19 protein-coding genes and 1 pseudogene are annotated in these 25,744 nt (G+C 72.3%); 10 read left to right on the forward strand and 10 right to left on the reverse strand.

Annotation, left to right across the window (positions count from 1 at the left end; translation table 11 throughout):
* The first annotated feature begins 418 nt into the window (after positions 1-418).
* Entirely contained in the window at positions 419-1,843 is a 1,425-nt protein-coding gene (locus ABWK59_RS00655) for an MBL fold metallo-hydrolase (protein WP_354637199.1), read from the forward strand.
* 5 nt (positions 1,844-1,848) lie between these two features.
* Here ABWK59_RS00655 and ABWK59_RS00660 read toward each other — a convergent pair whose 3' ends face one another.
* The 3 genes from ABWK59_RS00660 to ABWK59_RS00670 are packed head-to-tail and all read right to left on the reverse strand — an operon-like array spanning position 1,849 to position 6,076.
* A complete protein-coding gene (locus ABWK59_RS00660; protein ID WP_354637200.1) occupies positions 1,849-2,592 on the reverse strand; it encodes an HAD family hydrolase in 744 nt (247 codons plus the stop codon).
* Between the two features lie 38 nt (positions 2,593-2,630).
* Positions 2,631-3,335 carry a cyclic nucleotide-binding/CBS domain-containing protein gene (locus ABWK59_RS00665; RefSeq protein ID WP_354637201.1) on the reverse strand — a complete coding sequence of 235 codons (705 nt, stop codon included), beginning with the start codon at positions 3,333-3,335 and terminating at the stop codon, positions 2,631-2,633.
* Positions 3,332-6,076: a bifunctional GNAT family N-acetyltransferase/acetate--CoA ligase family protein gene (locus ABWK59_RS00670; protein WP_354637202.1), complete on the reverse strand. Its 2,745-nt coding sequence runs from the start codon at positions 6,074-6,076 to the stop codon at positions 3,332-3,334. Before ABWK59_RS00670 ends, ABWK59_RS00665 begins: the two co-directional genes overlap by 4 nt.
* A gap of 221 nt (positions 6,077-6,297) precedes the next feature.
* Between ABWK59_RS00670 and ABWK59_RS00675 the strand changes: the two genes are divergently transcribed.
* The gene (locus ABWK59_RS00675; protein ID WP_354637203.1) at positions 6,298-6,978 is read left to right on the forward strand and encodes a helix-turn-helix domain-containing protein; all 681 of its coding nucleotides are present in this window, start codon (positions 6,298-6,300) and stop codon (positions 6,976-6,978) included.
* A gap of 480 nt (positions 6,979-7,458) precedes the next feature.
* Here ABWK59_RS00675 and ABWK59_RS00680 read toward each other — a convergent pair whose 3' ends face one another.
* Positions 7,459-7,968, reverse strand: coding sequence for a flavodoxin domain-containing protein (locus ABWK59_RS00680; RefSeq protein ID WP_354637204.1), 510 nt, complete (start codon positions 7,966-7,968; stop codon positions 7,459-7,461).
* A 180-nt stretch (positions 7,969-8,148) separates the two neighbouring features.
* On the opposite strand from ABWK59_RS00680, the gene ABWK59_RS00685 reads away from it, so the two are divergent.
* From ABWK59_RS00685 to ABWK59_RS00700, 4 genes are all read left to right on the forward strand, one after another.
* Positions 8,149-8,691, forward strand: coding sequence for a flavodoxin domain-containing protein (locus tag ABWK59_RS00685; protein WP_354637205.1), 543 nt, complete (start codon positions 8,149-8,151; stop codon positions 8,689-8,691).
* Positions 8,692-9,240: 549 nt separating this feature from the next.
* On the forward strand, positions 9,241-9,492 hold the full coding sequence (locus tag ABWK59_RS00690) for a DUF1918 domain-containing protein (protein ID WP_354637206.1): 252 nt from the start codon (positions 9,241-9,243) through the stop codon (positions 9,490-9,492).
* 996 nt (positions 9,493-10,488) lie between these two features.
* Positions 10,489-11,004 (forward strand): universal stress protein, encoded by a 516-nt coding sequence (locus ABWK59_RS00695; RefSeq protein WP_354637207.1) that lies wholly within the window; start codon positions 10,489-10,491, stop codon positions 11,002-11,004.
* Positions 11,005-11,006: 2 nt separating this feature from the next.
* Complete coding sequence (locus ABWK59_RS00700; RefSeq protein WP_354637208.1) at positions 11,007-13,949, forward strand: cation-translocating P-type ATPase; 2,943 nt, start codon at positions 11,007-11,009, stop codon at positions 13,947-13,949.
* Positions 13,950-13,998: 49 nt separating this feature from the next.
* Here the strand turns inward: ABWK59_RS00700 and ABWK59_RS00705 are convergent, their stop codons facing one another.
* Together ABWK59_RS00705 and ABWK59_RS00710 are read right to left on the reverse strand one after the other, a co-directional pair.
* Positions 13,999-14,583: a hypothetical protein gene (locus tag ABWK59_RS00705; protein ID WP_354637210.1), complete on the reverse strand. Its 585-nt coding sequence runs from the start codon at positions 14,581-14,583 to the stop codon at positions 13,999-14,001.
* Between the two features lies 1 nt (position 14,584).
* Positions 14,585-15,253, reverse strand: a complete 669-nt coding sequence (locus ABWK59_RS00710) for a DUF4389 domain-containing protein (protein ID WP_354637212.1) — start codon at positions 15,251-15,253, stop codon at positions 14,585-14,587.
* A gap of 240 nt (positions 15,254-15,493) precedes the next feature.
* Between ABWK59_RS00710 and ABWK59_RS00715 the strand changes: the two genes are divergently transcribed.
* Positions 15,494-15,937: a universal stress protein gene (locus ABWK59_RS00715; protein WP_354637214.1), complete on the forward strand. Its 444-nt coding sequence runs from the start codon at positions 15,494-15,496 to the stop codon at positions 15,935-15,937.
* A gap of 538 nt (positions 15,938-16,475) precedes the next feature.
* Positions 16,476-18,410 (forward strand): proline--tRNA ligase, encoded by a 1,935-nt coding sequence (locus ABWK59_RS00720; protein ID WP_354637216.1) that lies wholly within the window; start codon positions 16,476-16,478, stop codon positions 18,408-18,410.
* Here the strand turns inward: ABWK59_RS00720 and ppsA are convergent.
* Entirely contained in the window at positions 18,310-20,679 is a 2,370-nt protein-coding gene (gene ppsA / locus ABWK59_RS00725; protein WP_354637218.1) for a phosphoenolpyruvate synthase, read from the reverse strand. The two genes, ABWK59_RS00720 and ppsA, sit on opposite strands and share 101 nt — an antisense overlap.
* A gap of 280 nt (positions 20,680-20,959) precedes the next feature.
* Here ppsA and ABWK59_RS00730 point away from each other — a divergent pair, with 280 nt between their 5' ends.
* Positions 20,960-21,085, forward strand: a complete 126-nt coding sequence (locus ABWK59_RS00730) for a hypothetical protein (protein WP_354637220.1) — start codon at positions 20,960-20,962, stop codon at positions 21,083-21,085.
* Positions 21,086-21,184: 99 nt separating this feature from the next.
* Here ABWK59_RS00730 and ABWK59_RS00735 read toward each other — a convergent pair whose 3' ends face one another.
* Both ABWK59_RS00735 and ABWK59_RS00740 read right to left on the reverse strand, forming a co-directional pair.
* Positions 21,185-21,865, reverse strand: coding sequence for a response regulator (locus tag ABWK59_RS00735; RefSeq protein ID WP_354637222.1), 681 nt, complete (start codon positions 21,863-21,865; stop codon positions 21,185-21,187).
* On the reverse strand, positions 21,862-24,507 hold the full coding sequence (locus ABWK59_RS00740; protein ID WP_354637224.1) for a sensor histidine kinase KdpD: 2,646 nt from the start codon (positions 24,505-24,507) through the stop codon (positions 21,862-21,864). The genes ABWK59_RS00735 and ABWK59_RS00740 overlap by 4 nt, the downstream gene beginning before the upstream one ends.
* A 275-nt stretch (positions 24,508-24,782) precedes the next feature.
* Here ABWK59_RS00740 and ABWK59_RS00745 point away from each other — a divergent pair.
* Positions 24,783-24,998 (forward strand): annotated as a pseudogene (locus ABWK59_RS00745) (hypothetical protein); the annotation flags it as partial.
* On the opposite strand, the gene ABWK59_RS00750 reads toward ABWK59_RS00745, so the two are convergent.
* On the reverse strand, positions 24,928-25,488 hold the full coding sequence (locus ABWK59_RS00750) for a universal stress protein (protein ID WP_354637226.1): 561 nt from the start codon (positions 25,486-25,488) through the stop codon (positions 24,928-24,930). The pseudogene ABWK59_RS00745 and the gene ABWK59_RS00750 sit on opposite strands and share 71 nt — an antisense overlap.
* Between the last annotated feature and the right edge of the window lie 256 nt (positions 25,489-25,744).

Below are 25,744 nucleotides of genomic sequence, written 5' to 3' on the forward strand. Positions count from 1 at the left end.
CGCTGCACTCCTGAAGCCGGACCGGCACGGTCTGCTCCGATTCTGCGCGAGCTCGGCGCGCGCGGCCCGGTGAGCCTGCCCCTGCCGGATGACACGATGGGGTGGCGGACGCGTGGAGGTGAACGATGGCCATGGCGCGACAGTCCGGGTGGCGACGACCGGCGGCCGAAGGTGGGTGGGGACGTGCGGCCCTCCGGGTCGGGCAGGACGGCTTCCTTGCGGATCAGGTCGGCCTCGGACATCATGCCGATCGGCTGGCCCTGGTCGTCGATGACCGGGAGCGCGGTGATGCCGCGAAGTGTCCCGTACCTCACACTCTCCACCCGCGCTGGTCGACCGCACAGGGCCTCGGCCCAGGACAGCAGGGCCGTGGGGCCGCACCATGGGAATCCCCGGGGTCTTTCTCCTGGAGGTCGCCATGACGACGGACGCCACCGCCCCTCATCCGCAGCCCCGCCCGGGTCTGCTCACCTTCCTCGGCGGGGTCGGCACCGTCACGGGGAGCAAGTTCCTGGTCGAGACCGACCGCGCCAGGGTCATGGTCGACTGCGGCCTGTTCCAGGGCCTGGCCGAGCTGCGGCGCCGCAACCGCCGCCCGCTCCCGCTCGACCCGGCCGACATCGATGCCGTGGTGCTCACCCACGCCCACCTGGACCACTGCGGCTACCTACCGCGTCTGGTCCGCGAGGGCTTTCGCGGACCGGTGCTGTCCACCCCCGACACCGCGCGTCTCGCCGAGCTGATCCTGCGCGACAGCGCCCACCTGCTGCGTGAGGACGCCGACCACGCCAACCAGCACGGCTGGTCCAAGCACCGCCCCGCCGAGCCCCTCTACGACGAGGAGGACGTCGAGAAGACCCTGCGCATGTTCGACCCCGTCCAGCTGGACACCGGCGTCGAGATCACCGGCGGCATGGTGCTGCGGCTGCACCACGGCGGGCACATCCTCGGCTCGGCCTGGGCCCACCTCACGCTGGAGGACGGCCACACCCTCGCGGTCAGCGGCGACCTCGGCCGCCCGGTCCACCCGCTGCTGCGCCCGCCCGAACCCTTCACCGGCGCGGACGTCCTGCTGATGGAGTCCACCTACGGCAACCGCCACCACGAGGAGACCGCCGCCCGCGAGTGGTTCGCCGCCGCGATCAGCCGCACCCTCACCCGCGGCGGCACGGTCGTCATCCCGTCGTTCGCCGTCGACCGCACCGAGGTCGTCCTCCACCAGCTCGCCGAGCTGCGCCGGGTCGGCCGGCTTTCCGTCAATGCCCCGGTGTACGTCGACAGTCCCATGGCCCTGGCCGCCCTGCAGATCTACCGCGAGGCCTTCGCCCGGCGCTCGGCGCAGTTGCGCCCCGAGGTCCTGGACGACAGCGGCTCGGCCCTCGACCCCGAACCGTTCTCCCTGATCCACTCCCTCCAGGAATCCTTGGCGCTGGACCGCTCCAGCGTGCCGTCCGTCCTGGTGTCCGCCTCCGGCATGGCCACCGGGGGCCGCGTGGTGCACCACCTGCGCCGGCTGCTGCCCGACCCGCGCAACACGGTCGTCATCGTCGGCTTCGCCGCCGACGGCACCCGCGCCCGCGACCTCGTCGACGGCGCACGGGTGCTGAAGATGTACGGCACGTACGTGCCGGTGCGCGCCGAAATCGTCAACGTCCCTGCGTTCTCCGCGCACGCGGACGCCGCCGAGATCATCGAGTGGCTGCGCCACGCCCCACCGCCCAGCGCCACCTACCTGGTGCACGGCGAGCCCGACGGATCAGAGGCGCTGCGGGACCGGATCGACCGTGAGCTCGGCTGGACCGCGGTCGTACCGCGCTCCGGAGAGCGGGTACTCGTCCGCTGAAGGAACTACCGCACGGCGGGCGGGACGACGACGGCGTCCAGACCGGGCACGACCGGCTCCGGGCCCTCCCAAGGCGCATCGTCGCTGGCAACCGCGACCAGCCGGCCGAATCCGGCCCGGGCACCGGCGGCCAGCCCGGCCGCCGTGTCGGTCAGCAGCGCGGCACGGCCGGGCACACAGTGGAGCCGCTTCAGGGCGAGCCGGTACATGGCCGGCTCCGGCGGACCGGCGAGCTGGTAGTGCTCCGCGTCGGCGGCGTCCACCCGGTCCTCCACAAGGCCTACGAGCCCGGCGCTGCGCAGCAGTTGCTCGCCGTGCCTGCTGGTGGAGAGCGCGGCCGTACGGATCCCGGCGGCGCGCAGGTCGAACAGCAGCCGGGCCGCGCCGCTGCGAGCCCGGACACCCTCGGATTGCAGGAGTTCCAGGAAGCGGTGGTCCGCGTAGCGGACGAGCAGGTCCAGAAGATCCTCACCCGCAGGCCCGAGATGCTGCTCTGCCAGGTTCGCAAGACGGCCCTGCGCCTGCAGGAGCGCGGCTGCGGTGTCCTGCTCCAGCAGGCCGGTCAGGCCGCCGACGCGGCTGGCCGAGACCGCGCGGCGCGGACGCGGATGGCCGGTGACATGGGCGTACTGGGCGAGGTAGGCGTCGAGGGTCTCCTGCCAGGCGGCCGAGCGCAGGGCCCGGGAATTCGTCAGCACTCCGTCCGTGTCCAGCACGACGGCGTCGACCGTGCGTGGATCGAGTCGCACCGGCGCGCTCGCTCGGGCTGCCCACTGCTGTGAAGTCGTCACCGGGGCTCACGCTTTCCCGATGCGCCGCGCAGGTCGGTGTCGTCGACGTCCCAGCGGAGCCGGTCGATGACTCCGGTCAGGCCTTCGATCGCGGCTACCCGGAGACAGAGGGCAGCGGCGTCGCTGCGCGAGCGCGTGCGCCCGGCGAGGACGACGTGACCGCGTTCGCACCTGACGTGCAGGGAGCTGGGCACCACGCCCGAGCCCGGGGTGAGGGCCTGGGCCAGTGCAACGGTGCGAAGCGCGTCGTCGTCCGCACGGAACGCTTCCAGCAGGTCGACCGGCGAGAGCAGACCGGACAGTCGCCCGTCCCCGTCGACCACCGGCAGATGGTGCACCGACTCGGCGCGAGCGGTGTGCACGGCCTCCGCGACCGTGAGATCCTCCGACACGGTGACGGCCGGAGCGGTCATCAGGTCCTGTGCGGTGATCTCGAGCGGTCTGTCACCGGAATCGTAGGCGGCGAGCAGGTCGGAGGCGGCGACCACGCCCAGCGGAACGCCGTCCGGGGAGACCACCGGGAGCACCCCACGACGCGAGGCAGTGATCGCGGCGACCATGGCGCCGAAGTCGGTGGCCGGAGTGACCGCGACGGCAGGCCGGCTCATCCGGTCACGCACTGCGGCGTGGCCGAGTGCCCGGCCTTGGCCGGCGTCCGCAAAGCCCTCGGCCGGAGTCCCATCGAGGATGCTGTGGTTCATGGCTCCTCCTTGGGCGGGTCCGCGACCGGGCGGCGCAGGCGCCGCAGGTACGGGTCGAAGGTCGGCCTGGGCTCCAGGCGGATCCTCGCGTCCACGCAGGCAAGGCCGTCGGGCCGGGCGATCAGCGGGTTGAGGTCGGCCTCGACGACTTCCGGGAGGTCGGCGGCCAGGCGGGACAGTCCGGCGAGCACCCGCCCTACCGCCGCCAGGTCGACCCCCGGCAGGCCAGGGCGGCCCAGCAGCAGCGGGGCGCTGCGCAGGTCCGTGATCATCGTCGAAAGGTCGCGTTCGGTCAGCGGCGCCAGTCGGGCGGAGCGGTCGTCCATGACGTCGGTGGCGGTGCCGCCGAGGCCGAATACGACCAGCGGGCCGAACACCTGGTCCTGCACCACGCCGGCGAGCAGTTCGAGGCCGGGACCGGCCATCGGCTGGACCACGGCCCCGGCCATCCGGTCGCCGAAGTGTTGGGTGAACTCGCGGTAGGCGGAACGCACTTCGGCGTCGGTGGTCAGACCGGTCCGGACGGCCCCGGCGGCGCTCTTGTGCACCTGACCCTGCCAGTAGGCCTTGAGCGCGACCCGGCCGTCGTGCCCGAGCTGTCGCAGAGACTGGGCGGCGAGCACGACTGCGTGTTCGTCCGGAGCCCAGATCGACAGGGTGAGCGGAAGCCCGTAACACTCCAGGAGTTGGGCCGTGAGCACCGGATCGAGCCAGCCTCCGCCCGGATTGGCTCCGAGGAAGGCGTCCACGAGGAGCCGACCCGAGGCCGGATCGCTGTCGGACACCACCGCCTCGGCGGTGGTGGGCTCGGCCAGCCACCGCGCCCGGTCCACGGCGTGGGCCAACGCCCGGGCCGCTGTCACCGGGTCCGCGTACGAGGGCAGTCGGCGGCCGTCCACGCAGCTCAGGTAGCGGACCGGAACCTCCTGGCTGAGCATCACAGCCACGACCGGCACGCGCCGCCGGGCGGGCCCGTCCGCCAGGGCGTGCACCAGGCCATCCCGCTCGCCGGTGGTCAGTGCAGTCGGGGCCAGGCACACCAGCACCGCGTCCACGGCCCGGCTGCGCACCAGCATGTCGACACAGCTGCGCAGTTCGTCGAGGCCGATCGCCGCCGTGGTGTCCACCGGGTTGGTGGCGCCCGCAGCCGCCGGAAGCAGGGCGCGTAGCTCGTCGGTCAGGGCCGCAGGAAGCTCCGGCACGCTCAGGCCCGCCTCCACGCAGGCGTCGGCGGCCAGGATGCCGATGCCGCCCGCGTTGGAGACGACCGCCACCGCGCCGCGTGTACCGGGAAGCGGCTGGGCGTGCAGGAGGGCCGCCGTCTCCACCAGTTCGGCGATTCCGCGGGTCGCGGTGATGCCGGCCTGCCGGAACAGCGCCTCCCTCGTGACGGTCGGGGTGGCCGCCGCCGCGGTGTGCGAGGCTGCTCCGCGCCGACCGGCGGCCGAGCGCCCGGCATCCACCGTGAGCACGGGGATCGTCCTGGACACCCGCCGGGCCGTACGCGCGAAGGCGCGCGGACTGCCGAACGACTCCACGTGAAGCAGTGCCAGGTCGGTATGACCGTCGCTCTCCCACCACTGCAGCAGGTCATTGCCGCTGACGTCGTACTTGTCACCGAGGGAGACGAAGCTGGAGACGCCGATGCCGAGCCAGGCCAGGCGCTCCAGAAGCGCGATGCCCACACCGCCGGACTGCACCGCCACCCCGGCTGTGCCGGGTAGCGGGAAGGCCCCGCCGAACTCGGCGTCCAGCCGGACCTCCGGGTCCGTCTGCGCGATGCCGAGACTGTTCGGTCCGACCAGCCGCATCGAGTGGCGGCGGCAGGCGTGCATCAGCTGCCGGGCGGCATCGGCGCCCAGGCCCGAGGTCAGGACCACCAAGGCCCGCACCCCGGCTCGGCCGCACTCCTGCGCTGCGCTCGCCACCACGGCCGGCGGAACGGCCAGCACGGCCAGGTCAGGGACTCTGGGCAGGGCACCGAGGGCCGGGTAGGCGGGTTCGCCCGCGATCTGCTCGGCATAGGGATTAACGGCCCACACCTCGCCCGTGAAGCCGCCCTCACGGATCTTCCGCAGGACGGCCTGGCCGACCGAGCCCAGGCGGCGGGACGCGCCGACCACGGCCACCGAGCGCGGCCGGAGCAAAGCCGCCAGGCTTGCCACGTCGGCCGCCCGACCCCGCTCGTCGACAGCTTCGCGGTAGTGCTCGTCGCTCTCGTCCAGCGGGACCGTGACCTTGATCTCACCCTGGTCGAGGTGGCGGTGGACGGGCAGGCCCAGATCGGAGAAGACCCGGTGCACCGCACGGTTACCGGCGAGTGTGTCCGCCTCGATCGTGTGAATCCCGCGCTCGCGAGCCGCATGAACCAGGTGCTCGATGAGCAGCGTCCCCACCCCCCGGTGCTGCCAGGCGTCCGCGACGGCCACAGCCAGCTCGGCGGCGTCTTCATGCCCGGGCTCGCTCTCGTAGTCCGCCTCGCCGACCAGGTCGCCGCCCACCCACGCGCCGAGCGCGAGGAATCCCGGTCGGGGCGGCCCGCACAGCCGGTCCGCAGTCAGCTCGGGCGCGCGGCGGCTGGCGCCGAAGAAGCGCATCCGACGGCTCACGTCGGACATTCGCTCGGCGTGCAGGTCGAGCACCGCGTCGTGGTCCGCCGGGGCGAGCGGACGGATGAGGGCGGTGGTGCCGTCCGCGAGCAGTGCCTCGACGGCAGACGGCAGGTGCTGAACCGTGGACATCGTCGGCTCCCTCTCTCCGGCCGTGCAGGGGCTCACCTCCACCGTCGGTCCGGCTCCGGTCCCACGACAGGGCCGGTCGGCCCCGATGTCCGGCCGCTGAGTCCTGGAACCACCGCGCAGGGCCCTACGGACCCGACCGACCGGCCCGACCGGCCCTCACCCCTGGCCGGCGAGCGCCGGACGATGAAGGTGATGAGGCGCCGAGAGACAAGGTGAGCGACATGAGCAGGATGGACAGCGACCGGGCCGACTCCCGCCCGGCAGACCCGGGCGACACCGGCCGCAGGGTCGCACACCGCCGCGAACAGCTCGGACTCACCCGCGAGCAGGTCGCGGCCGCCGCCGACATGGACCCGGGCTACCTCGAGTACCTGGAGTCGAGCCCGGACGCCGTCGGAATCGAGACGCTCACCAGGCTCGCCGATGCGCTCGGAACCACCATCTCCCACCTCCTCGGCGGCGGTCGAGGATCGCCGCCAGGACGGAGGGGGCCCGCCGACCACCCGGTGGTGGAGGAACTGGCCCGCTGGGAGTGCTGGGCGAAGCTGTCGCCCGGAGGTGTGGGCCGGGTCGCCCTGTCGACGCCGGACGGTCCCCTCGCGCTGCCCGTCAACTATCGCGTGCTGGACGGCACGGTGCTCTACCGCACCACGGCGGAGAGCATCCTCGCCACAGTTGCGGGCAGCGGGGTCGCCTTCGAGGTCGACCAGCTCGACGAGGCGTTCAGCAGCGGCTGGAGTGTTCTGGTCACCGGTACGGCGGAGCAGGTCACCGACCCGGAGGCGGTCGGCTGGTTCGAGGAACACGCCGACCCCCGGCCCTGGGCAGGAGGGCACCGCGACACCTGGATGAGGATCAGGCCGACCGCTGTCACCGGACGCGTCATCCGCACCGCTGCCTGACCCCGCCGACTCGGGCGGACACCGCGAACGCACCGGTCGTCGTCGGCGGAGCACGATGAGGGCAAGAGGTGAGACGCCATGCGGCGGTGATTGTGTACGAGCGGTGAAGCAGCGGGGGCGCCGTCGTCGACCCGGATCGGCACGGTCGCACCGGGGGCGGTACCGCTCGACACTGCGACGACTCCGCTGTTCGGGTGCGCCGACGGATACTCCCGGGAGGCCTCGGCGTGGGCTGGCACAGACACTGTGCTGGCGAAGACACTCGCACCGGGTTGTCGACGGCGGCGGTGAGCAGGGTGGCGGTCACCCGGTGGCGCGCCGGCTGCCCGGCGTCGGCCTGTTCGCGGCCCGCGGGCCGACGAGGTCCGGGGGGCCGGCCGCCTGCGCGGTGCGGACTTGGTGGACACGGCGCGTGGCCGCCGTCTGTCGTAGTGCTGGCCGACTCACCCGGCGCGCGGCGGACCGGGCCTGCTCCGCCCGCTACGCCTCGGCGCGGGAGCGCATCTCACTCGCGACCTGGTGGGCCCAGCTCTGGATCTGCTCCGGGCTGCGGAAGTCTCCGCCCTTGCCATGCCGGACCAGTGAGCGGGCGATCCGGCCGGGTGTCCCCGCAGTGATGCTGCCTCCGAAGGTGACGTGCCCCTGCACGTGCAGACGCTCCATCTCCTTGGCCACACCACGCACGGGCGGGATGTCGTGCTGCTCGGCGGAGCTGTCCACCGGCCCGCTGCTGAACAGCCAGACCGGCCGTTCCGCCAGCGCCTCGGCATTGCGGTGGGCACAGCGGAGAGCGTCGCGGTGCCAGTGCCCGGCGTAGAGCGAACTGCCGAGGATCACGGCGTCGTATCCGGACACGTCACGGACGTCGGCCGCGGGGACGACGGCGGCCTCGAAGCCGTCCTGATCCAGTGTCCGGCCGATCTCGTCCGCAATGCCCGCCGTGGCGCCGTGCTTGCTGCCGTACGCGACCAGGATCTTCTGCTTCTTCATCGCGAGCCTCCGTCGAGCCCGTGCCGGTCTGCTCCGGACCGGCCGGCACATCCAGGATGCGGCGGCGCACACCCCCACACCAGGGCCGGTCGCCCCGCGTACGGGGGCGGTCGGCCCTCCTGCGGCAGGCCTGTGGCGCACTGTGATGGAGTCACGGAGATGCGAGCCGGGAGGCACGCCATGAAGGTGTTCGTCGGATATGCAAGTGCGCACGGCTCCACACGCGGTGTCGCGGAGCGCATCGCATCGGTGCTGAAGCGCCATGGCCATCAGGTCGTCGTCGGCCCCCTCGACCGGCACACCGACCCGAGAGGCTTCGCCGCCGCAGTGCTCGGCAGCGCGATCCACGACGGGAGGTGGCTGCCCGAGGCGGTGGAATCCCTCCGGCGTACCGCCGACGTGCTCGCCGGGTGCCAGGTCTGGGTCTACAGCGTGAGCCTGGTGGGCGAACGGACCAGCGCCTTCCGTCCGGGCGTCGCCCGGCGGCTGCGCGGTCTCAAGGCGAGGCGTGGGGCCGAGCTGCCGGCCGAGCTGCGGACGGCGCTCCAGCCGATCGGACAGCACGACTTCGCCGGTGCGGTGTCGCCGGAACACTGGCCGATCACCGGTCGGCTGGTCTTCCGCGCGATGGGAGGCCGGTACGGCGACCATCGCGACTGGTCCGAGATAGACGACTGGGCGGGCGGGATCGCCCGCGACCTCCTGGAGAGCACCGTTGAGTGACGCTCCGCTCCGGGTCGGCTCGGGCGCACGATGACCACCGGGCAGATCGCGTGCAGCGCGCACTACTGGCTCACCGAGCCGAGCAGGGCTCGGGCGAATGTGCCCCGGCCCCGACTGCCCACAGCGAGCAACCCGGTGGTGCGCCTGCGCTCCCGGACCGCGCGGACCATGACCACGCCGAGCCCGGTGACGCCGATCCCCAGACGGCCGCCACCTCGACGGATCCGGTCCGATCGACCTTGCGGACTCCGGTGGCGGCCGGCAGCGGGCGTTGTCCGTCCTGCGTCCGGGCGTCCATGGCCTTCTCCTCGCGAACGGCGCGGATGCCCCGATCTCCAGCCTCGCCGCAGCCTCCGGCACTTCCCAGGACCGATCGGCCCCGTCTGCGGGGCCGGACGGGAGCTTTCTCGCCTGTGTCGCCAGCTGGGCCGCGGGTCCCCGTCCCAGTGGCCCACCCGGCCCTGGTGCGAGGCCGGGCGGGCTGGTCAACTGGGGTGTACGGGTGGGCCGTCTGGGACGCCCGTACACACGAGACAACGGGAGGTCGCCATGAAGGCCAGCATCGGGGACCGGGTCATCGTGGAGGGCACCCGCCCAGGCACGCCGCGCCGCGACGGCCGGATCGTGGCTCTGCACCACGCGGACGGCAGCCCGCCCTATGACGTGCTCTGGTCCGACAACGGGCGGATCTCGCTGCTCTTCCCCGGTCCGGACGCCCACCTGCACCACTACCCGCACGGCGACCGCACGGAGAGTCCAAGCCGGGGCGACGCGCGATCGCTTCACACGTTCGCCGACTGAGAGTTGCGCTCCACTTCGACCCCTACCGCTGCGGGGGCTGATGCCCGCCATCCGGCCGAGCACGTCCTCCAATCTCCCGGCGGATCGCCGGGTCGTCCCGCAGCAGGTCGCTGCGGCGTCGGCGGCGATCCGCTGCTCGGCCTCGGCTGTGAGCGCCAGGACCTGGCGGACGCCGGCCTCTTCCAGCGGGGAGAGCACCACGCCCTCGGCTCCGGCGGCGGCGATCAACTCCCCGAGCACGGCCTCGGGTACGTCACGGTTGGTGAACGGACGGCGGCTGGAATGCCGGATCGCCGCGTACAGGTCCGGATCGAGCGCCGATGCCGGCTCGGAGAACTCAAGAACAGCGGCCAGCTCCGGCTCCGCCGGGTCAGGCAGCAGCCGCACCGCCGTTCCTCGGCCGAGGTGGCCGGCAGCCGTGCGCAGGTTGAACAGTGCGGCACCGACCGATATCCACCGGGCTCGCCCGTCCGGGTCGGTGACCGGGACGGCGCGGGCCGGACCGGGGTACACCTCGAGACCGCGCGCGTCCGCCGTGGGGCGGAAGCGCCACGGCTGGCTGTTGTGCAGCGAGGGTGTCGCTCCCCCGGCGGCGGCCAGCAGGCGGCACTCGGCAGGAGTCGGCGACGGCTGGGTCATTGCGGTCATCTCCTTGCTCCCCGGGCAGCGGCTCAAGGCGATGCAATGTTCGACGGGCCTGGTGTGCCACGGGTCGCGACGCCTGTCGGGAAGCTCAAGGCGCATAGGCCGGTCGGCCTTGACCTCTACGACCAGCATGTCCACATGTCCAACGGCACCGTACGACCATTCGCGGTGCCTTCGGGCTATGGCAGAACCCGTTCTGCGGCCCGAGCCGGGGACAGGCCGAGGGGCAGGTGGCCCCGTTCATCGTGGGCCCGTCGGCCCTCGCGGCCGATCGCTGCGGGACATACGGTTGCCGGTATGGGCATGGCGGCCGGCCACGGCTCGCCGACCCCGCACGGGTGGAGGAGAGCCATGACGTCCGCCAGCGAACGCCGTCCGATCGTGTTCGGCGCAGACGCCCTCGAACCGGAGCCCATGGCCCTGGCCTGGGCCGCCGACGAGGCCGACCGGCGCGGCCTGCCTCTGCGGCTGCTCCACGCCGTGCCGCCGGTCATTCACGCGCTGCGCGGCCACGAGGAGGTCGACCTCGCGGCCCGACGGAGAGCCGCACTGCGGGCGGTGTGGGTGTGGCAGTTCCAGCTGATCGCCCACGTCGACGAGGAGGGGGCCGTCCGGACGCTGCGGCGGCTGCTGGCCGAGACCACGGCCGGGCGGTCCATGTCCTCTCCCGACCTGGAGCTCACCCACGAGGTGATCCGCGGCCACCCGGTCAAGGAACTGGCCGAGGCCTCCGAGCACGCCCTGGCCGTCGTGGTGGGGCGTCGCGGCCGCGGCGGGTTCACCGGTATGCGGCTCGGCTCCGTTCCGCACGGGCTTCCGCACCGCGCCCACTGCCCGGTCGTCACGGTTCCCCGGCTCCCGTCCTGACCATGTCCTCCGAGGCAGCGGACACAATCCATCAGGCCAGGGAGGCCGCGGCGACCGACGGCCCGGACCCGCGCGAGCCGCTCGCCCTGCTCTTCCGCGATCTGCGGACCTCCCCGCGGGGCCTCACGGAACGTGAGGCCGCCCGCCGCCTGACGGTCTACGGACCCAACGCCCTCATTCGGCGCGGCGGACGGCGCTGGCCCCGGGAGCTGGCGCAGCAGTTCACCCACCCACTGGCACTGCTGCTGGCGTTCGCCGCGCTCCTGGCGGCCTTCAGCGGCGCCCTCGCGCTGGCGGTGGCGATCCTGGTGGTGATCCTGCTCAACGCGCTGCTCGCGTTCGTTCAGGAGCGACAGGCCGAGCAGGCCGTGGAAGCGCTTGCCGACTTCCTGCCCGAGCAGGCGACCGTGGTGCGCGCCGGCGTGCGTCGCCAGGTCACTGCGACCACGCTGGTGCCCGGTGACGTCCTGGTGATCGAGGAGGGTGACCAGGTCTCCGCCGACGCCCGCCTGCTGTCGGGCGGCGTGGAGGTCGACCTGTCCGCGCTGACCGGCGAGTCCGTCCCCGTGTTCCGCTCCGCCGAGTTCGCGGATGACTCCGGGCCCGTCCTGGGAGCGCGTGACCTGCTCTTCTCCGGCACCGCCTGTACGGGAGGACAGGCTCTGGCCGTGGTCACCGCCACCGGTATGCACACCGAGCTGGGCCGGATCGCGGCGCTGAGCCAGCGCACCCGGCGGGAGGAGAGCCCGCTGGAGCATCAGGTCAAGCGAGTCGCCCGGCTGATCGCCGTGATCGCCATCGGCGTGGGGGTCGCATTCCTGCCGATGGGCCTCGCCGCCGGGCTGTCCCTGGCGGCGGCGGTGTCCTTCGCGATCGGTCTGCTGGTCGCCAACGTGCCCGAGGGCCTGCTGCCGACCATCACCCTCGCCCTCGCCGCCGGGGTCCGCGACCTGGCCCGCCGCGGTGCCGTGGTCAAGCGGCTGTCCGCGGTGGAGACGCTGGGCTCGACCACGGTCATCTGCACCGACAAGACCGGAACGCTGACCGAGAACCGGATGCGCGTCACGGCTGTCTGGCTCGCCGCCGCTGAGCTCCCCCTCGACGGCGCTCCGCAGGCGCCCGCCGACCTGCTCCTGCTCGCCGACGCGGCCGCCACCTGCACCACGGCCGACCCGGAGGCCGGCCACGGCGACCCGACCGAACTCGCGCTGCTCGAGCTGGCCGCCCGTGTCGGCAGGGCCTGCCCGCCCGAGCAGCGAGAGCGTGAGCGCCGGGCGGTGTTCCGCTTCGACCCGCACGTCAAACTGATGACCACCGCCGACGAACGCGACGGCAGGATCGTCCTGCACAGCAAAGGCGCCCCGGAGGAGGTCCTCTCCCACGCCGTCACCCTGCTCGACCACGGCACCGAGCGTGCTCTCACCCCTGCCGACCGCACCGAGGTCGTGCACGCCGTCGGCCGACTGGCCGCGCGCGGGCTGCGGGTCCTCGCCGTGGCGCGGCGGCCGCTCGCTCCCGGGCAGCAGCCACCGGCCCGCCGCGAGGAGGCAGAGCAGCGGCTGTGTCTGATCGGCCTGGTCGCCATGGCCGACCCACCCCGGCCGGAGGTCGCCCGATCCATCGAACAGGCCCACCGCGCCGGGATCACCGTGCACGTCGTCACCGGTGACAACGGTCTGACAGCGGCCGCTGTCGCCGAGCAGGTCGGCATCGGCCACCGCGGCATGCGCATCGTCACCGGCACGGAGCTGGATGCGATGGGCGACGACCGGCTGGACGCGCTTCTCGGCCGCGGCGAGGAGGTGATCTTCGCGCGTACGTCGCCGGAGGCCAAGCTCCGGATCGCCGACGCTCTGCGCGCCGAGGGCCACACAGTGGCGATGACCGGGGACGGCGTCAACGACGCCCCCGCGCTGCGGCGGGCCGACATCGGTGTGGCGATGGGCCGCTCCGGTACGGACGTCGCCCGCGAAGCCGCGACGATGGTGCTGACGGACGACAACTTCGCCACCATCGTGGCGGCGGTGGAGATGGGTCGGCGGACCTACGAGAACATCCGCAAATTCATCGTCTACATCTTCAGCCACGCGGTCCCCGAGGTCGTCCCGTTCCTGGTGTTCGCGCTCGCGGGCGGCACCATTCCCCTGCCGCTGACGGTGATGCAGATCCTCGCCATCGACCTCGGCACCGACACCCTGCCGGCCCTCGCCCTCGGCCGGGAGAGGGCCGAGCCCGGGCTCATGGACCGTCCGCCCCGCCCGCGTGACGAGCGAGTGATCCGAGGGGCCATGCTGGCCCGCTCCTGGGGGTTCCTCGGACTGATCTCCGCCATCCTGATCATGGGCGGCTACTTCCTCACCCTCACCTCGGGCGGCTGGCACCCCGGCGACCCGACCGGCGCGGGCACCGCGCTGCACCTGACGTACCAGCAGGCGACCACCGTCGCCTGGCTCGGCATCGTCTTCTGCCAGATCGGCACCGCCTTCGCGGCCCGCACCGAACACGCCTCACTGCGCGCGATCGGTGTCCTCAGCAACCCGCAGCTGCTCGGCGGCATCGCCTTCTCACTGGCCTTCGCCGCCACGATCGTCTATGTCCCCGCCCTGCACCGGCTGTTCGGCACAGCGGCGCTCACTCCGGCGCAGCTCGCGATCGTCGTCCCCTTCCCGTTCGTCGTCTGGGGTGCGGACGAGCTGCGCCGGGCCCTGGTGCGGAGCCGTACTGCCGCGCTCCCGGTCCCGGTGCCGCCTGTGCCTGCCCCGGCCCCGCTGGTCCGGCCAGCTGCCGAGGAGCCCGGCCACCACCCGCTGACCGTCCTGCTCGCCCGCCACGGCTGGAACGCCCACCGCCTCGTCCACGCGCTGGGCGTCAGCGAGCACGCGGCGGCCGAGATCGTCGCCCACGCCCGCCGGATCGCCGCCGAGCACGGGCACCGGGTGCCCTGACATCGCCGGTCCCCTGACATCGCCGCCCCGCTCATGGCGCTCCCGCTCCTCACCGCCCCGGGGCGCCGGAGCCGACCGGGCCCTCCCGTTCCGACCGGCCGACCACGCGAGCCGCGGCGAAGGCGACCAACGCGTGGGTGAGGAGGCTGATCCACAGGATCTGGCCCGCGCGCAGCGGCAGCGCGAGGCCCATCAACGGGCGGCCCAGGCAGCGACTCGGGGACGGCTGCAACGGCAAGGCTGATCGCGGTGACCGCCATCGCCTCGGGCGCCTGGCCGCGCACCAACGCCAGCACGAACACCCGCCAGGCACAGACCGACCGTGACGAGCGCCAGCACCCGGCCCAGCCCGGCCAGACGGCGCTGCAGCGACGTCGGCGGGGACGATGGCTCCCTCGGCGAGGAGCAGGATGTCGCCGGGTACCACGGCGGCTGCCGCCACCTCCCGCTCCTCCCCGTCGGGCAGCACCCGCGCCGTGGGGGCGGAGAGCGCGGACAGCGCGGCCACCGCACTGGCCGCACGGATCTCCTGAACGACCCCCACCGTGGTGTTCACCAGGATGACCAGCCCGATCACGATCGCATCGGGATGGTCCCCGGTCGCCACGGTGAGGGCGACCGGGGCGAGCAGCATGTCACCGCTCGGCCTGTTGCCCCGGGAGGGCGCCGTCGGTCTGATCGCGGCCTCCCTGGTCGAGCCGGAACGGCGGATAGTCGTCGGTCATCAGGGCCGCGTATGCGGCGACCCTGAACACCCACCGGTTCAGGCCGACCAGCAGATCGAAGATGCCCGTGGGGTACCGGTCGGTGGCGGCCAGTGACACTCCCGCGTACAGCGTGAGTAGGCCGATGAGTCCGCCGCCCCAGATCTCGCGGAAGCCGCCCAGGAAGAATCCGACCACGAGGTAGTGCGGCAGTGCCAGCAGCCACCACTTCACCAGGACCAGCCCGCGGGAGAGCTGCTCGGGGTAGGCGATGTCCAGTCGTGCCGGGTAGTCGGGCTCCTCGCGGAGGCTGAACGGCGGGTAGCGGTCGGTGCCGAGGCCGCCGTACGAGTAGTAGGACACCCGCCAGGACCAGCGCAGCACGCCCACGTTGAAGTCGAAGATGCCACGTGGGTACCGGCCGGTGAACAGGATCGCGAAGAACGCGATCACGCTCAGCAGGATGAAGGCCAGCCAGAGGAAGCACAGGACGATCCAGTGCGGGATGACCAGGACCCACTTGACCAGCCAGAGCCACCGCGAGAGCGGCAGGTCCAGCCGGGCCTCCACCCGGACCGGCGATGGAACAGGCGCAGCCATAGCGATCACCTCCTGAACGACACGCCACGGAGGGGTGTGGCCAACCTTGGGCTGTGCCATGGGCTATCCCGGCGGGCGCGTTCTCGCACATCTCTCATGCTCGCCCAGACCCGGGACCCCCGCGAGGGCCGGACCGGCCCCGGAGGTGGGGGCCGGGCGGCCCTGGGGTTGCGGCACCCGGCGGTGCACGGTCGGATCAGGGGCGACCGCGTTGCTCCCGAGCCCAGAGCGGGGTACGACATGAACACCGCAGTTCCTCACGAGCGACGGATCGTCGTCGGCGTCGACGGCTCATCCCCGTCCAAGCGCGCACTGCGATGGGCCCTCGGACAGGCCGCCGCGACCGGCGCCCTGGTCGAGGCGGTGATCTGTTGGCGCTTCCCGAAGATCTACGGCTGGGCACCGGCATCGGTCGACCGCGAACTCGGGACGGTCGCCGGCAGGATGCTGGCACAGGCCATCGCTGAGATCACCACGGACGACGATCTGGTCGAGATCCGCCAGATCGTCGAGTCCGGCCACGCCGCGGAGGTCCTTCTCGAACGGGCGCACGGCGCTGAGCTTCTGGTCATCGGCAACCGCGGGCTCGGCGGCTTCGCCGGCACACTGCTGGGCTCAGTGGGCCAGCACTGCGTCCAGCAGGCCCCGTGCCCGGTTGTCGTCGTCCGCGGCGACCAGGCCTAACTAACCCGAGCCGACTGGACCCCCGGCGACCCGACCGAGCCCGGGCAACCCCTGCACCACGCCTCCCTCCCGGCGAGCGACCCGCTGTTCCTGCTGCCCTACCCCTTCATGGGGCGCCGACGAACTCCGCCGCTACCTGATCCGACGGCACAGCTCCCGTTCCCCCAACGGCGATAGCCTCGACGCCACACCCGTGCCGGAATCGCACGCACTTCATCGGACCGTCGCACCTGCGAGGGCCCGACCTGTCGAGCACACAACGGCTCAGTGCCGGCGAGGGCGCCGGGCAGGACCACGACCTCGGCGGACCACAGTGGGCCGAACGCTCCGGGTCGGTCTCGGCCAACCGCGTCGCCGGATGCCTCGGACTGGGAGCACCATCGAAGGGGGCGGGCCGCACCCGGCCTGCGGTGCGGTCGACTGGAATGACGGACAACCGGCCGACGATCCTTCGGAACGCATCAATCCGGCTCCCGCCGACAAGCCCCTGGAACCGGCCGCGGCAGACCCGCCGGCCATCGAACGAAAGCTGCCGGCCATGCGCTGGTCCCAGACGCACATCCCGACCCTCCGCGAGAACCCGGCGGAGGCCGACGCGCCGAGCCATCAGCTCCTGCTTCGCGCCGGATTCATCCGGCAGCTCATGGCGGGCCACTACTCGCTGCTGCCGCTCGCCGTCCGGGTACGGTCGAAGATCGTCACCGTCATCCGGGAGGAGATGACCGTCATCGGGGCGCAGGAGTTCTCCCTGCCGGCGATGCACCCGGCGCAGGTGTGGCGGCGCAGTGGCCGGTGGGACGCCATGGGGGAAGAGATGTTCCGTCTGAAGGACCGCAAGGGCGCCGAACTGACGCTGGGCATGACCCACGAGGAGATCTTCACGTCGCTCGCCACCGAGCTGAAGTCGTACCGTGAACTGCCGCAGACGTGGTACCAGTTCCAGACCAAGTTCCGCGATGAGCCCCGCGCCAAGGGCGGCTTGCTACGGACCCGGGAGTTCACCATGAAGGACTCCTACAGCTTCGACCTGACGCAGGAGGGCCTGGACCGGTCGTTCGACCTGCACCGTGAGGCCTACCTGCGGATCTTCGCGCGGCTGGGGATTCCCGCCGTCGCGGTGGAGGCGTCCAGCGGCAGCATGGGCGGGGCCACGTCGACGGAGTTCATGTGCCCGGCCGAGGCCGGTGAGGACTTCGTCGTGCACTGCCCTTCCTGCGGTTACGCGGCCAACAGCGAAAAGGCCACCTCCCGGCTCGCCGCGATCGCCGACGGTCCGGGCCTGCCCGCGCCGGAGCCGTTCGGCACCCCCGGTGTGCGGACGATCGACGACCTGGCCTCGCTCTTCGACGCGCCCGCCGAGCGCCAGGTGAAGACCCTGGTCTACGTCCTGGACGGGCAGCTCTCCCTCGTCCTCCTGCGCGGCGACCACGCGCTGGCCGAGCAGAAGCTCGCGGACGCCTGCGGGGTCGGCGTGGTCCGGCCCGCCCGGCCCGAGGAGATCCGAGAAACCCTCGGAGCCCTGCCGGGAAGCCTCGGCGCCGTCGGGGTGGCGTCGGTGACCATCCTGGCGGACGAGGCCCTGCGGGGCCGCAGGGCCATGTTCACCGGCGCCAACGAGGACGGTGTCCACCTGCGGGGCGTTGACGTGGAGCGGGACATCGCCGTCTCCAGGTGGACGGACCTACGCGAGGTCGCCTCGGGGGAGCCCTGCGTACGGTGCGGACAGCCGCTGCAGGTCCAGAAGACGATCGAGGTCGGCCACATCTTCAAACTCGGCTACAAGTACAGCGACGCCTTCGGCCTCACCGTCCTGGACACCGACGGCAGACCCAGGAAGGTCGTCATGGGCTGCTACGGCATCGGCATCGAGCGGTCGATGGCAGCCGCCGTCGAGTGCCACCACGACGACAAGGGCATCGTCTGGCCGATGGCCATCGCCCCCTTCGAGGCGGTCATCGTGGTGGCCCAGCCCGACGACGAGGCCACCGCCGCAGCCGGAGAGAAGGTCTACCGGCACCTGCTCGCCGCCGGGGTGGACACGATCATCGACGACCGCTCCGAGCGGGTCGGCGTCAAATTCCGGGACGCCGAACTCGTCGGCATCCCGCTGCGCGTCACCGTCGGCAAGCGCGGACTCGCCGACAGGGTGGTGGAGCTGACCGAACGGGCATCGGACGAGACCCCGGCGGATCCCACCGGAGGAGATCGCCGCCGAGGTACGCAGAACCGTCGATTCGGCCCTGCGGACCCGCGATCGGAGGCAGCAGACCGCTCCCCGCCCCTGATCACCAGCCCCCGACCGTCCACCACCTGCCCCGGTAGCCCCCGCTCGGCGAATCCCACCTGTGCCACCCGCGGCCGGGCACGCGCGGTCAGGCCCGTTCGGCGGCGGCCACGTGCTCCTTCACGGCCACGAAGCTGTCCGGCGCCACCGAGATCGAGTCGATCCCGGCACTCACCAGGAACCGGGTGAACGCCGGGTCGTCACTTGGCCTCTGGCCGCACAGGCCCACCGGGCGGCCGGCAGCGTGCGCCGTGGCGATCAGGGTCTCGATGCTCCGGGTGACGGCGGGATCGGTCTCGTCGAAGAGGTGCGCGAGGGCGTCGGAGTCACGGTCGACGCCCAGGGTGAGCTGGGTGAGGTCGTTGCTGCCGATGGAGAAGCCGTCGAACCGTTCGGAAAACTCCGCTGCGAGGATCACGTTGGCCGGGATCTCCGCCATCACGTACACCTTCAGCCCGTTGCCACCGCGGGGCAGGCCCTCGTCGGCCATCACCGCGAGCACCCGGTCGGCCTCCCCCGTGGTGCGGCAGAAGGGGATCATCACCACCACGTTGGTCAGGCCCATCTCGTCGCGGACCCGGCGCAGCGCCCGGCACTCCAGGGCGAAGCCCTCCCGGTATCCCTCACTGTAGTACCGGCTGGCGCCCCGCCAGCCGATCATCGGGTTGGCCTCGAGCGGTTCGAAGGGGCGCCCGCCCACCAGTTTGGCGTACTCGTTGGTCTTGAAGTCGCTGGTGCGCACGATCACCGGGTCCGGCCAGCGCGAGGCCGCGATCCGGGCGATGCCCTGGGCGAGGCGGTCCGTGAAGTACCGGGTGCGGTCCTCGTAGCCGTCGGTGAGTGCGTCGACGCGGCGCCGTTCCTCGGGGTCGAGGCGTTCGGGATGGATCAGTGCCATCGGGTGGGCCTTGACCTGGTGTGCGACGATGAACTCCATCCGGGCCAGCCCCACGCCGTCCGCCGGCAGTTGCCACCAGCGGGACGCGGCGGCCGGGTCGGCCAGATTCAGCATGACCCGGGTACGGGTCTTCGGCAGCCCGGCGAGGTCGATCTCGGACTGCTCGTAGTCGAGCAGTCCGGCATAGACGTGACCGTCCTCGCCCTCGGCGCAGCAGACGGTGACCTCCTGGCCGTTGTGCAGCAGCTCCGTCGCGTGGCCGGTTCCCACGATCGCGGGTACCCCGAGTTCGCGGCTGACGATGGCGGCGTGCGAGGTGCGCCCGCCGTGGTCGGTGACGATCGCGGCGGCCCGCTTCATGATGGGTTCCCAGTCCGGGTCGGTGATCCCGGTGACCAGCACGGCCCCGGCCGGGAAGCGTTCGAGCTCGACGGGTGTGGTCAGTGCGCAGACCGCGCCCACACCGATCGCCTCGCCGACTGCGGTCCCGTCGACGAGCGACTCCCCCGAGCCGGTCAGCCGGAAGCGGTGCAGCATCGTCGCGCGCCGCCGGGACACCACGGTCTCGGGACGGGCCTGGACGACGAAGATCTCGCCGGTCCGGCCGTCCTTGGCCCACTCGATGTCCATCGGGCAGCCGTAGTGCCGCTCGATGGCAACGCCCCAGCGTGCGAGAAGGCGCACCTCCGCGGCGTCCAGCACCCGGCGGACGCGCTCCTCGGCGCTGGTGTCCAGCGTACGGGTGAGGCCCCGGTCGGCGTAGACGGCCTTGCGGCGCTTGGCGCCGATCTCGGTGTGGATGACCGGGTCGAGTCCGGGGTTCTCCAGCAGCGGTTTGAAGACCAGATACTCGTCGGGGTCGACCTGCCCGCTGACCACCGTCTCGCCCAAGCCCCAGGCCGCGCTGACCACGACGGCGTCCGGGAAGCCGCTCTCGGTGTCGAGGGTGAACATCACCCCGGCCCCGGCCAGGTCGGAGCGGACCATCAGCTGGACGCCGACCGAGAGCGCCACGGCGAGCTGGTCGAAGCCCATCCGCTCGCGGTAGTCGATCGCCCGGTCGGTGAACAGGGAGGCGTAGCAGCGTCGGAAGGCGTCCAGCAGTGCCTCGCGGCCCCGGACGTTGAGGTAGGTGTCCTGCTGTCCCGCGAAACTCGCCTCCGGCAGGTCCTCGGCCGTGGCGCTGCTGCGCACCGCGACGTCCGGGTCCTCCCGGCCGGCCTCGCGTCCGAGCCCGGCATACGCCTCGGCCAACTCCTGCTCCAAGGCGGGCGGCAGTGGCGTGCCGAGCATCGCGGCCCGGATCGCTGCGCCCACCTCGTCGAGTGGCGCGCCGCCATTCAGCAGGGCGATCTGGTCGGTGATCCGCTGCCGGAGTCCGCCGGTGTCGAGGAACTCCCGGTAGGCGTCGGCGGTGCTCGCGAAGCCGTCCGGCACCCGGACACCGGCCGGGCCCAGGTTGACGATCATCTCCCCGAGCGAGGCGTTCTTTCCTCCGACGAGCCCGACGTCCGCTCGGCCGAGGTCGGAGAACCGGATCACACGGCGGATCGCGGGCATGGGTTCCTCCGCTGGTACGAGCGAGGCCGCGGCGGATGTGCTCTGGCGTCATGTCCGCACTGACGCGCTCCGGGCCGGGCCGCCGACCGGCAGGTCCAGTACACCTCGACCGTCCGCGCGGCGCGAGCCGACCCGATCGACGAGGGGCCGCCCGGGCCATCCGACCTCGGGCTTCCAACCCACCCCGTCACGGAGGTCTCGTTCATAGCTCGCCGGGCCCCGGACGGCGATGACCAGGACATCTGTCCAGCGGGAGCGGATCCGCGCGAGCCTCCAGGCCGTGACCGAACGGAACCCGAACATCAAGATCAGCGCGAAGGTTGCGAGCAACCGCGACATGATCCTGAAGAAGGACTTCGTGGCCGTCGCCGAGGCCGTACGCGACGTCGCCGGCCCTCACGCCTGACCGGGTATGCCCGCGCCACGGCCCACGCCGCCTCGTGGCGGCGTGGGCCCCGAACAGCCGCAGGCCCTTGGTGCCCTCTCCGGCGATCTTCTCAGCCCGTTACGGTTCGAACCGGTAGCCCATGCCGGGTTCGGTGATGAAGTGGCGCGGGTGCGAGGGGTCCACCTCCAGCTTGCGGCGCAGCTGCGCGAGGTAGACCCGCAGGTAGTTGGTCTCTTTGCGGTACGACGGACCCCAGACCTCCTGGAGCAGCTGGGTCTGTCCGACCAGCCGTCCGGCGTTGCGGACCAGGACCTCCAGCAGGTGCCACTCGGTCGGGGTGAGGCGGATGTCGGTGCCGTCGCGGTTGACCTTCTTGGCGGCCAGGTCGACGGTGAAGGTGGCGGTGGTGACCGGGGAGTCGTCCTCGCCGGCCACGGGTTCGGCACGGCGGACGGCGGCCCGCATCCGGGCGAGCAACTCGTCCATGCCAAAGGGCTTGGTGACGTAGTCGTCGGCGCCGGCGTCGAGGGCCTCGACCTTCTCGTCGGAGGCGTGCCGGGCGGACAGCACGATGATCGGGACGCGGGTCCAGCCGCGCAGTCCCTTGATCACCTCGACGCCGTCCATGTCGGGCAGGCCCAGGTCGAGCACCACCACGTCCGGTTGGCGGGCCGCGGCCAGCTCCAGCGCGCTCGTGCCGTCGTGGGCGGAGTCCACCTCGTACTTGCGGGCCTTGAGGTTGATCACCAGGGCGCGGACGATCTGGGGTTCGTCGTCCACGACGAGGACCCGGGTCATACGGGCTCCGCCTTTCGTCCAGGGTCGTTCCAGCCGGGGTCGTTCAGGTTGCGGTCGGCGTGGTGGCGATCGGGGCCGCTCGGCTGGCCGTCGGAGTCGCCGAGGTCGGGCAGGTTGACGGCGGGCAGCGAGACCACCATGGTCAGGCCGCCGCCGGGGGTGTCCTCGGCGGTGACGGTGCCGTCCATCGCCTCGGCGAAGCCGCGGGCGACCGCCAGGCCGAGGCCGACGCCGGCGCCGCGCGGGGCGTCGCCGTGCCGCTGGAACGGGGCGAAGATCCGCTCGCGGGCGTCCTCCGGGACTCCGGGGCCGCGGTCGACGATCCGCAGCTCCACTCTGGGCGGCTCGCCTGGCCGCAGCAGAGCGTCGGCCTTGATCAGCACCGGCACCCCGTCTGGGCTGTACTTCACGGCGTTTTCGACCAGGTTGGCGAGCGAACGTTCCAGCAGCCCGGCATCGGCGTGGATCATCGGCAGGCTTTCCGGTACGTCCAGTTGGACGGCGGAGGGCTCCACTCCGCCGAGCGCGTACGGGACGACCTCGTCCAGGTCGGTGGGCCTGATGAGCGGGGTGACGGTGCCGGTCTGCAGACGGCTCATGTCGAGCAGGTTGTTGATCAGGTGGTCGAGGCGGTCGGCACCAGTCTCGATGCCGGCCAGCAGCTCCGCCTCGTCTTCCTCGTCCCATTCCACGTCGACCGCGCGCAGCGAGGTGACGGCAGCTTTGATGCCGGCCAGCGGGGTGCGCAGGTCGTGCGATACGGCGGCGAGCAGGGCAGTGCGGATTCTGTTGCCCTCGGCCTGGCGCCGGGCGTCGGCCGCTTCCGCGGCGAGGCGCTCCCGCTCGGCCAGAACGGCTGCCTGGGCGGCGAACGCCCCGAGCAGTCGCCGGTCGGCGGCCGGCAGCATCCGGCCGGACAGCACCAGCGAGAGGGTGGTGCCGGCCGGAACGGCCACCTGGCCGTCGTCCGGGTGCTCCGGCGGGTGCGGGCCACTGACCGCCAGCGGATGCCACGGGTCGAACTCGTGCCGCCGCTCCAGCAGTGCCGCCGACTCCACCTGGAGGGTCTCCCGGACCTGGTCGAGCAGGGCAGCGAGGATCCCGTCGCCGCTGGGCGCGCCGCGTAGCACCGTTCCGGCGAGCACGCTGAGGGTCTGCGCCTCGGCCTGGCTGCGAGCGGCCTGGTGGCTGCGGCGAGCGGCGACGTCGACCACCGTGGCGACCGCGATGCCGACCGCCGTGAAGATGCCTACCGCGAGGATATTCTCCGGCTCGGAGATGGTGAAGGTGTGGAGCGGCGGGGCGAAGTAGTAGTTGAGCACCGTCGAGCCCACCAGGGCAGAGGCGATCGCCGGGAACAGGCCGCCGACCAGGGCGGCGCAGACCGTCAGCGACAGGAACAGCAGCATGTCGGTGGGCAGACCGACGCTGCGGAAGTGGGTGAGCAGCAGGGCGAGCAGCAGCGGTCCGAGGACCCCGATCAGCCAGCCGGCCACCGTCCGGGTGCGGCCCAGGTCGGTGACCCGGCGGATGGGAACCCGGCCGAGCCCGCGGGCGGCGTGTTCGTGGGTGACCATGTGGACGTCGATGTCGCCCGAGTCGCGGGTGACGGTGTAGCCGACGCCGGGGCCGTACAGGTATTGCCAGACCTTGCGGCGGCTGGTGCCGATCACGATCTGGGTGGCGTTGACGCCCCGGGCGAAGTCCAGCAGGCCGGCCGCCGGGTCGTCGCCGAGCACGGTGTGGAACGAGCCGCCGAGGTTCTCCAGCAATGCCCGTTGCTCGATCAGCGCCTGCGGGGAGCTGCCCGCCAGCCCGTCCGAGCGGGAGATGTGGACGGCCATCAGTTCGCCGCCGGAGGTACGGGCGGCGATGCGGGCGGCGCGGCGGATCAGCGTGGCGCCCTCGGGTCCGCCGGTCAGGCCGACCACGATCCGCTCGCGGGCCTGCCAGGTGCCCTTGATTCCCTGTTCGGCGCGGTAGCGCTGGAGGTACTCGTCGACCCGGTCGGCCGTCCACAGCAGCGCTAGCTCGCGCAGCGCGGTGAGGTTCCCGGGACGGAAGTAGTTGGCGAGGGCCGCGTCGATCTTCTCCGGACCGTACACGTTGCCGTGGGCGAGCCGGCGGCGCAGAGCCTGCGGGGACATGTCGACCAGCTCGATCTGGTCGGCGCGCCGGACCACCTCGTCCGGCACCGTCTCGCGCTGGCGCACGCCGGTGATCGCCTCCACCACGTCCCCGAGCGACTCCAGGTGCTGGATGTTGACCGTGGAGATCACGTCGATGCCGTCGGCCAGCAGCTCCTCCACGTCCTGCCAGCGCTTGGCGTTACGCGAACCCGGCACGTTGGTGTGCGCGAGCTCGTCCATCAGCGCGATGGCCGGTCGTCGGGCCAGTACGGCGTCCAGGTCCATCTCGGTGAACTCGGCGCCGCGGTGCGGCACGGTCCGACGTGGGACGGTCTCCAGCCCTTCCAACAGCTCGGCGGTGCGAGGCCGATTGTGGTGTTCCACGAAGCCGACCACCAGGTCGGCGCCGCGGCCCAGCCGGCGATGCGCCTCGGCCAGCATCGCGTACGTCTTGCCGACACCGGGGGCCGCTCCCAAGTAGATCCGCAGTCGGCCGCGGCCCGTGTGCACCATGCCTCCGAGACTACGGCCTCTTTTCTGAATATCGGCTGATCAGGCGAGGCGGTCCGTCCGGCTTAGCGCATCCTTGACGATCGAAAGGGGCGCTCGCGCCGCTACTCCGGTGCAGCACCGGCTGGCTCCCCGCAATCGCCGCCGGCGCCTGGTGGCTGGGCCGCCGCCGTGCCGAAGACGGCTGCGGCAGCGGCACCGGCGGGTGCGGCTACGGGCACCAGGAGGCTCAGGACCGCTGGAGATCACCCGCTCGCCCGCCGGCAAGGTCACCGATCGTGACCTTCCTGCGTTCCATCGCCTTGTTCGTCACCGCCGCCCTCTTCGAGATCGGTGGCGCCTGGCTGGTGTGGCAGGGCGTGCGCGAGCACAACGGCTGGGCCTGGGCCGGTGCCGGCGTCATCGCTCTCGGTATCTACGGCTTCAGGGGGTGCACGGTGCGCCCTGTGTGTCACGGGCCTCGCGGGTGTCCCACGAGCGGAGCAGCCGCCTGGGCCAGTCGAGTTCGCGCAGCATCGCCGGGCGGGGCACGACCAGGACCGGGCATGCGGCATGCCGGACGCAGAATCGAGTGACCGAGGGCCGCATACCGCGGCTCAGCCAGTTGCCGCTGCCCGCGCCGACCACGAGGAGGTTGTCGGGCCGGTCGGCCAGGGCGGCGAGTGCGGCGCCCGGTTCGGCGCGGATGAGTTCGGCGTGGAGCGGGACGGTCGGGCCGGCCGGGCCGAAGGCGTTGTCGAGGGCCGTGCGCAGCCGGTCTGCGGCGGCGGCTCGGACGGCGGCGAGCAGGGGCGGGCACGGGGAGCGGCGGTAGCCGTGCTCACCGCCGGGCGGCTGCCAGGCGAGTACGGCAAGAACCTTGGCGTTGCGACGGTGTGCCTCGTCTACGGCCCTGTGCAGCGCGGCCAGGCTGCCGAGCGAGCCGCTGATCCCGACCACGACTCGTGCCGGCCGCCGCTCGCGGCCCTCCGCGTGGATGTCCACGTTCCCCGAACCTCCGATGCTGTGTTGGGACCATCAGACCGCCGGAACCGGCATCGGTCGGCTGTTCTTGACGAGGTCCTTGCGGTGCGGAGGGTGATCTTTGCGGTCCTCTGACGGTGCGGCGCACGGCAGGCGTCGTCGCGGCGTGATCCGACCGAGCCGGCGACGGCTCGAACCCGTTGCCGAGCCGGGGTTTTGCGGTGAAGCGCCAAGGGCGGGAGAGGAGCTGCTTTTGTTCGACGAGGTCCGCGGCGAA

Source organism: Kitasatospora sp. HUAS MG31, assembly GCF_040571325.1.
In the GTDB taxonomy this organism is placed as follows: domain Bacteria; phylum Actinomycetota; class Actinomycetes; order Streptomycetales; family Streptomycetaceae; genus Kitasatospora; species Kitasatospora camelliae.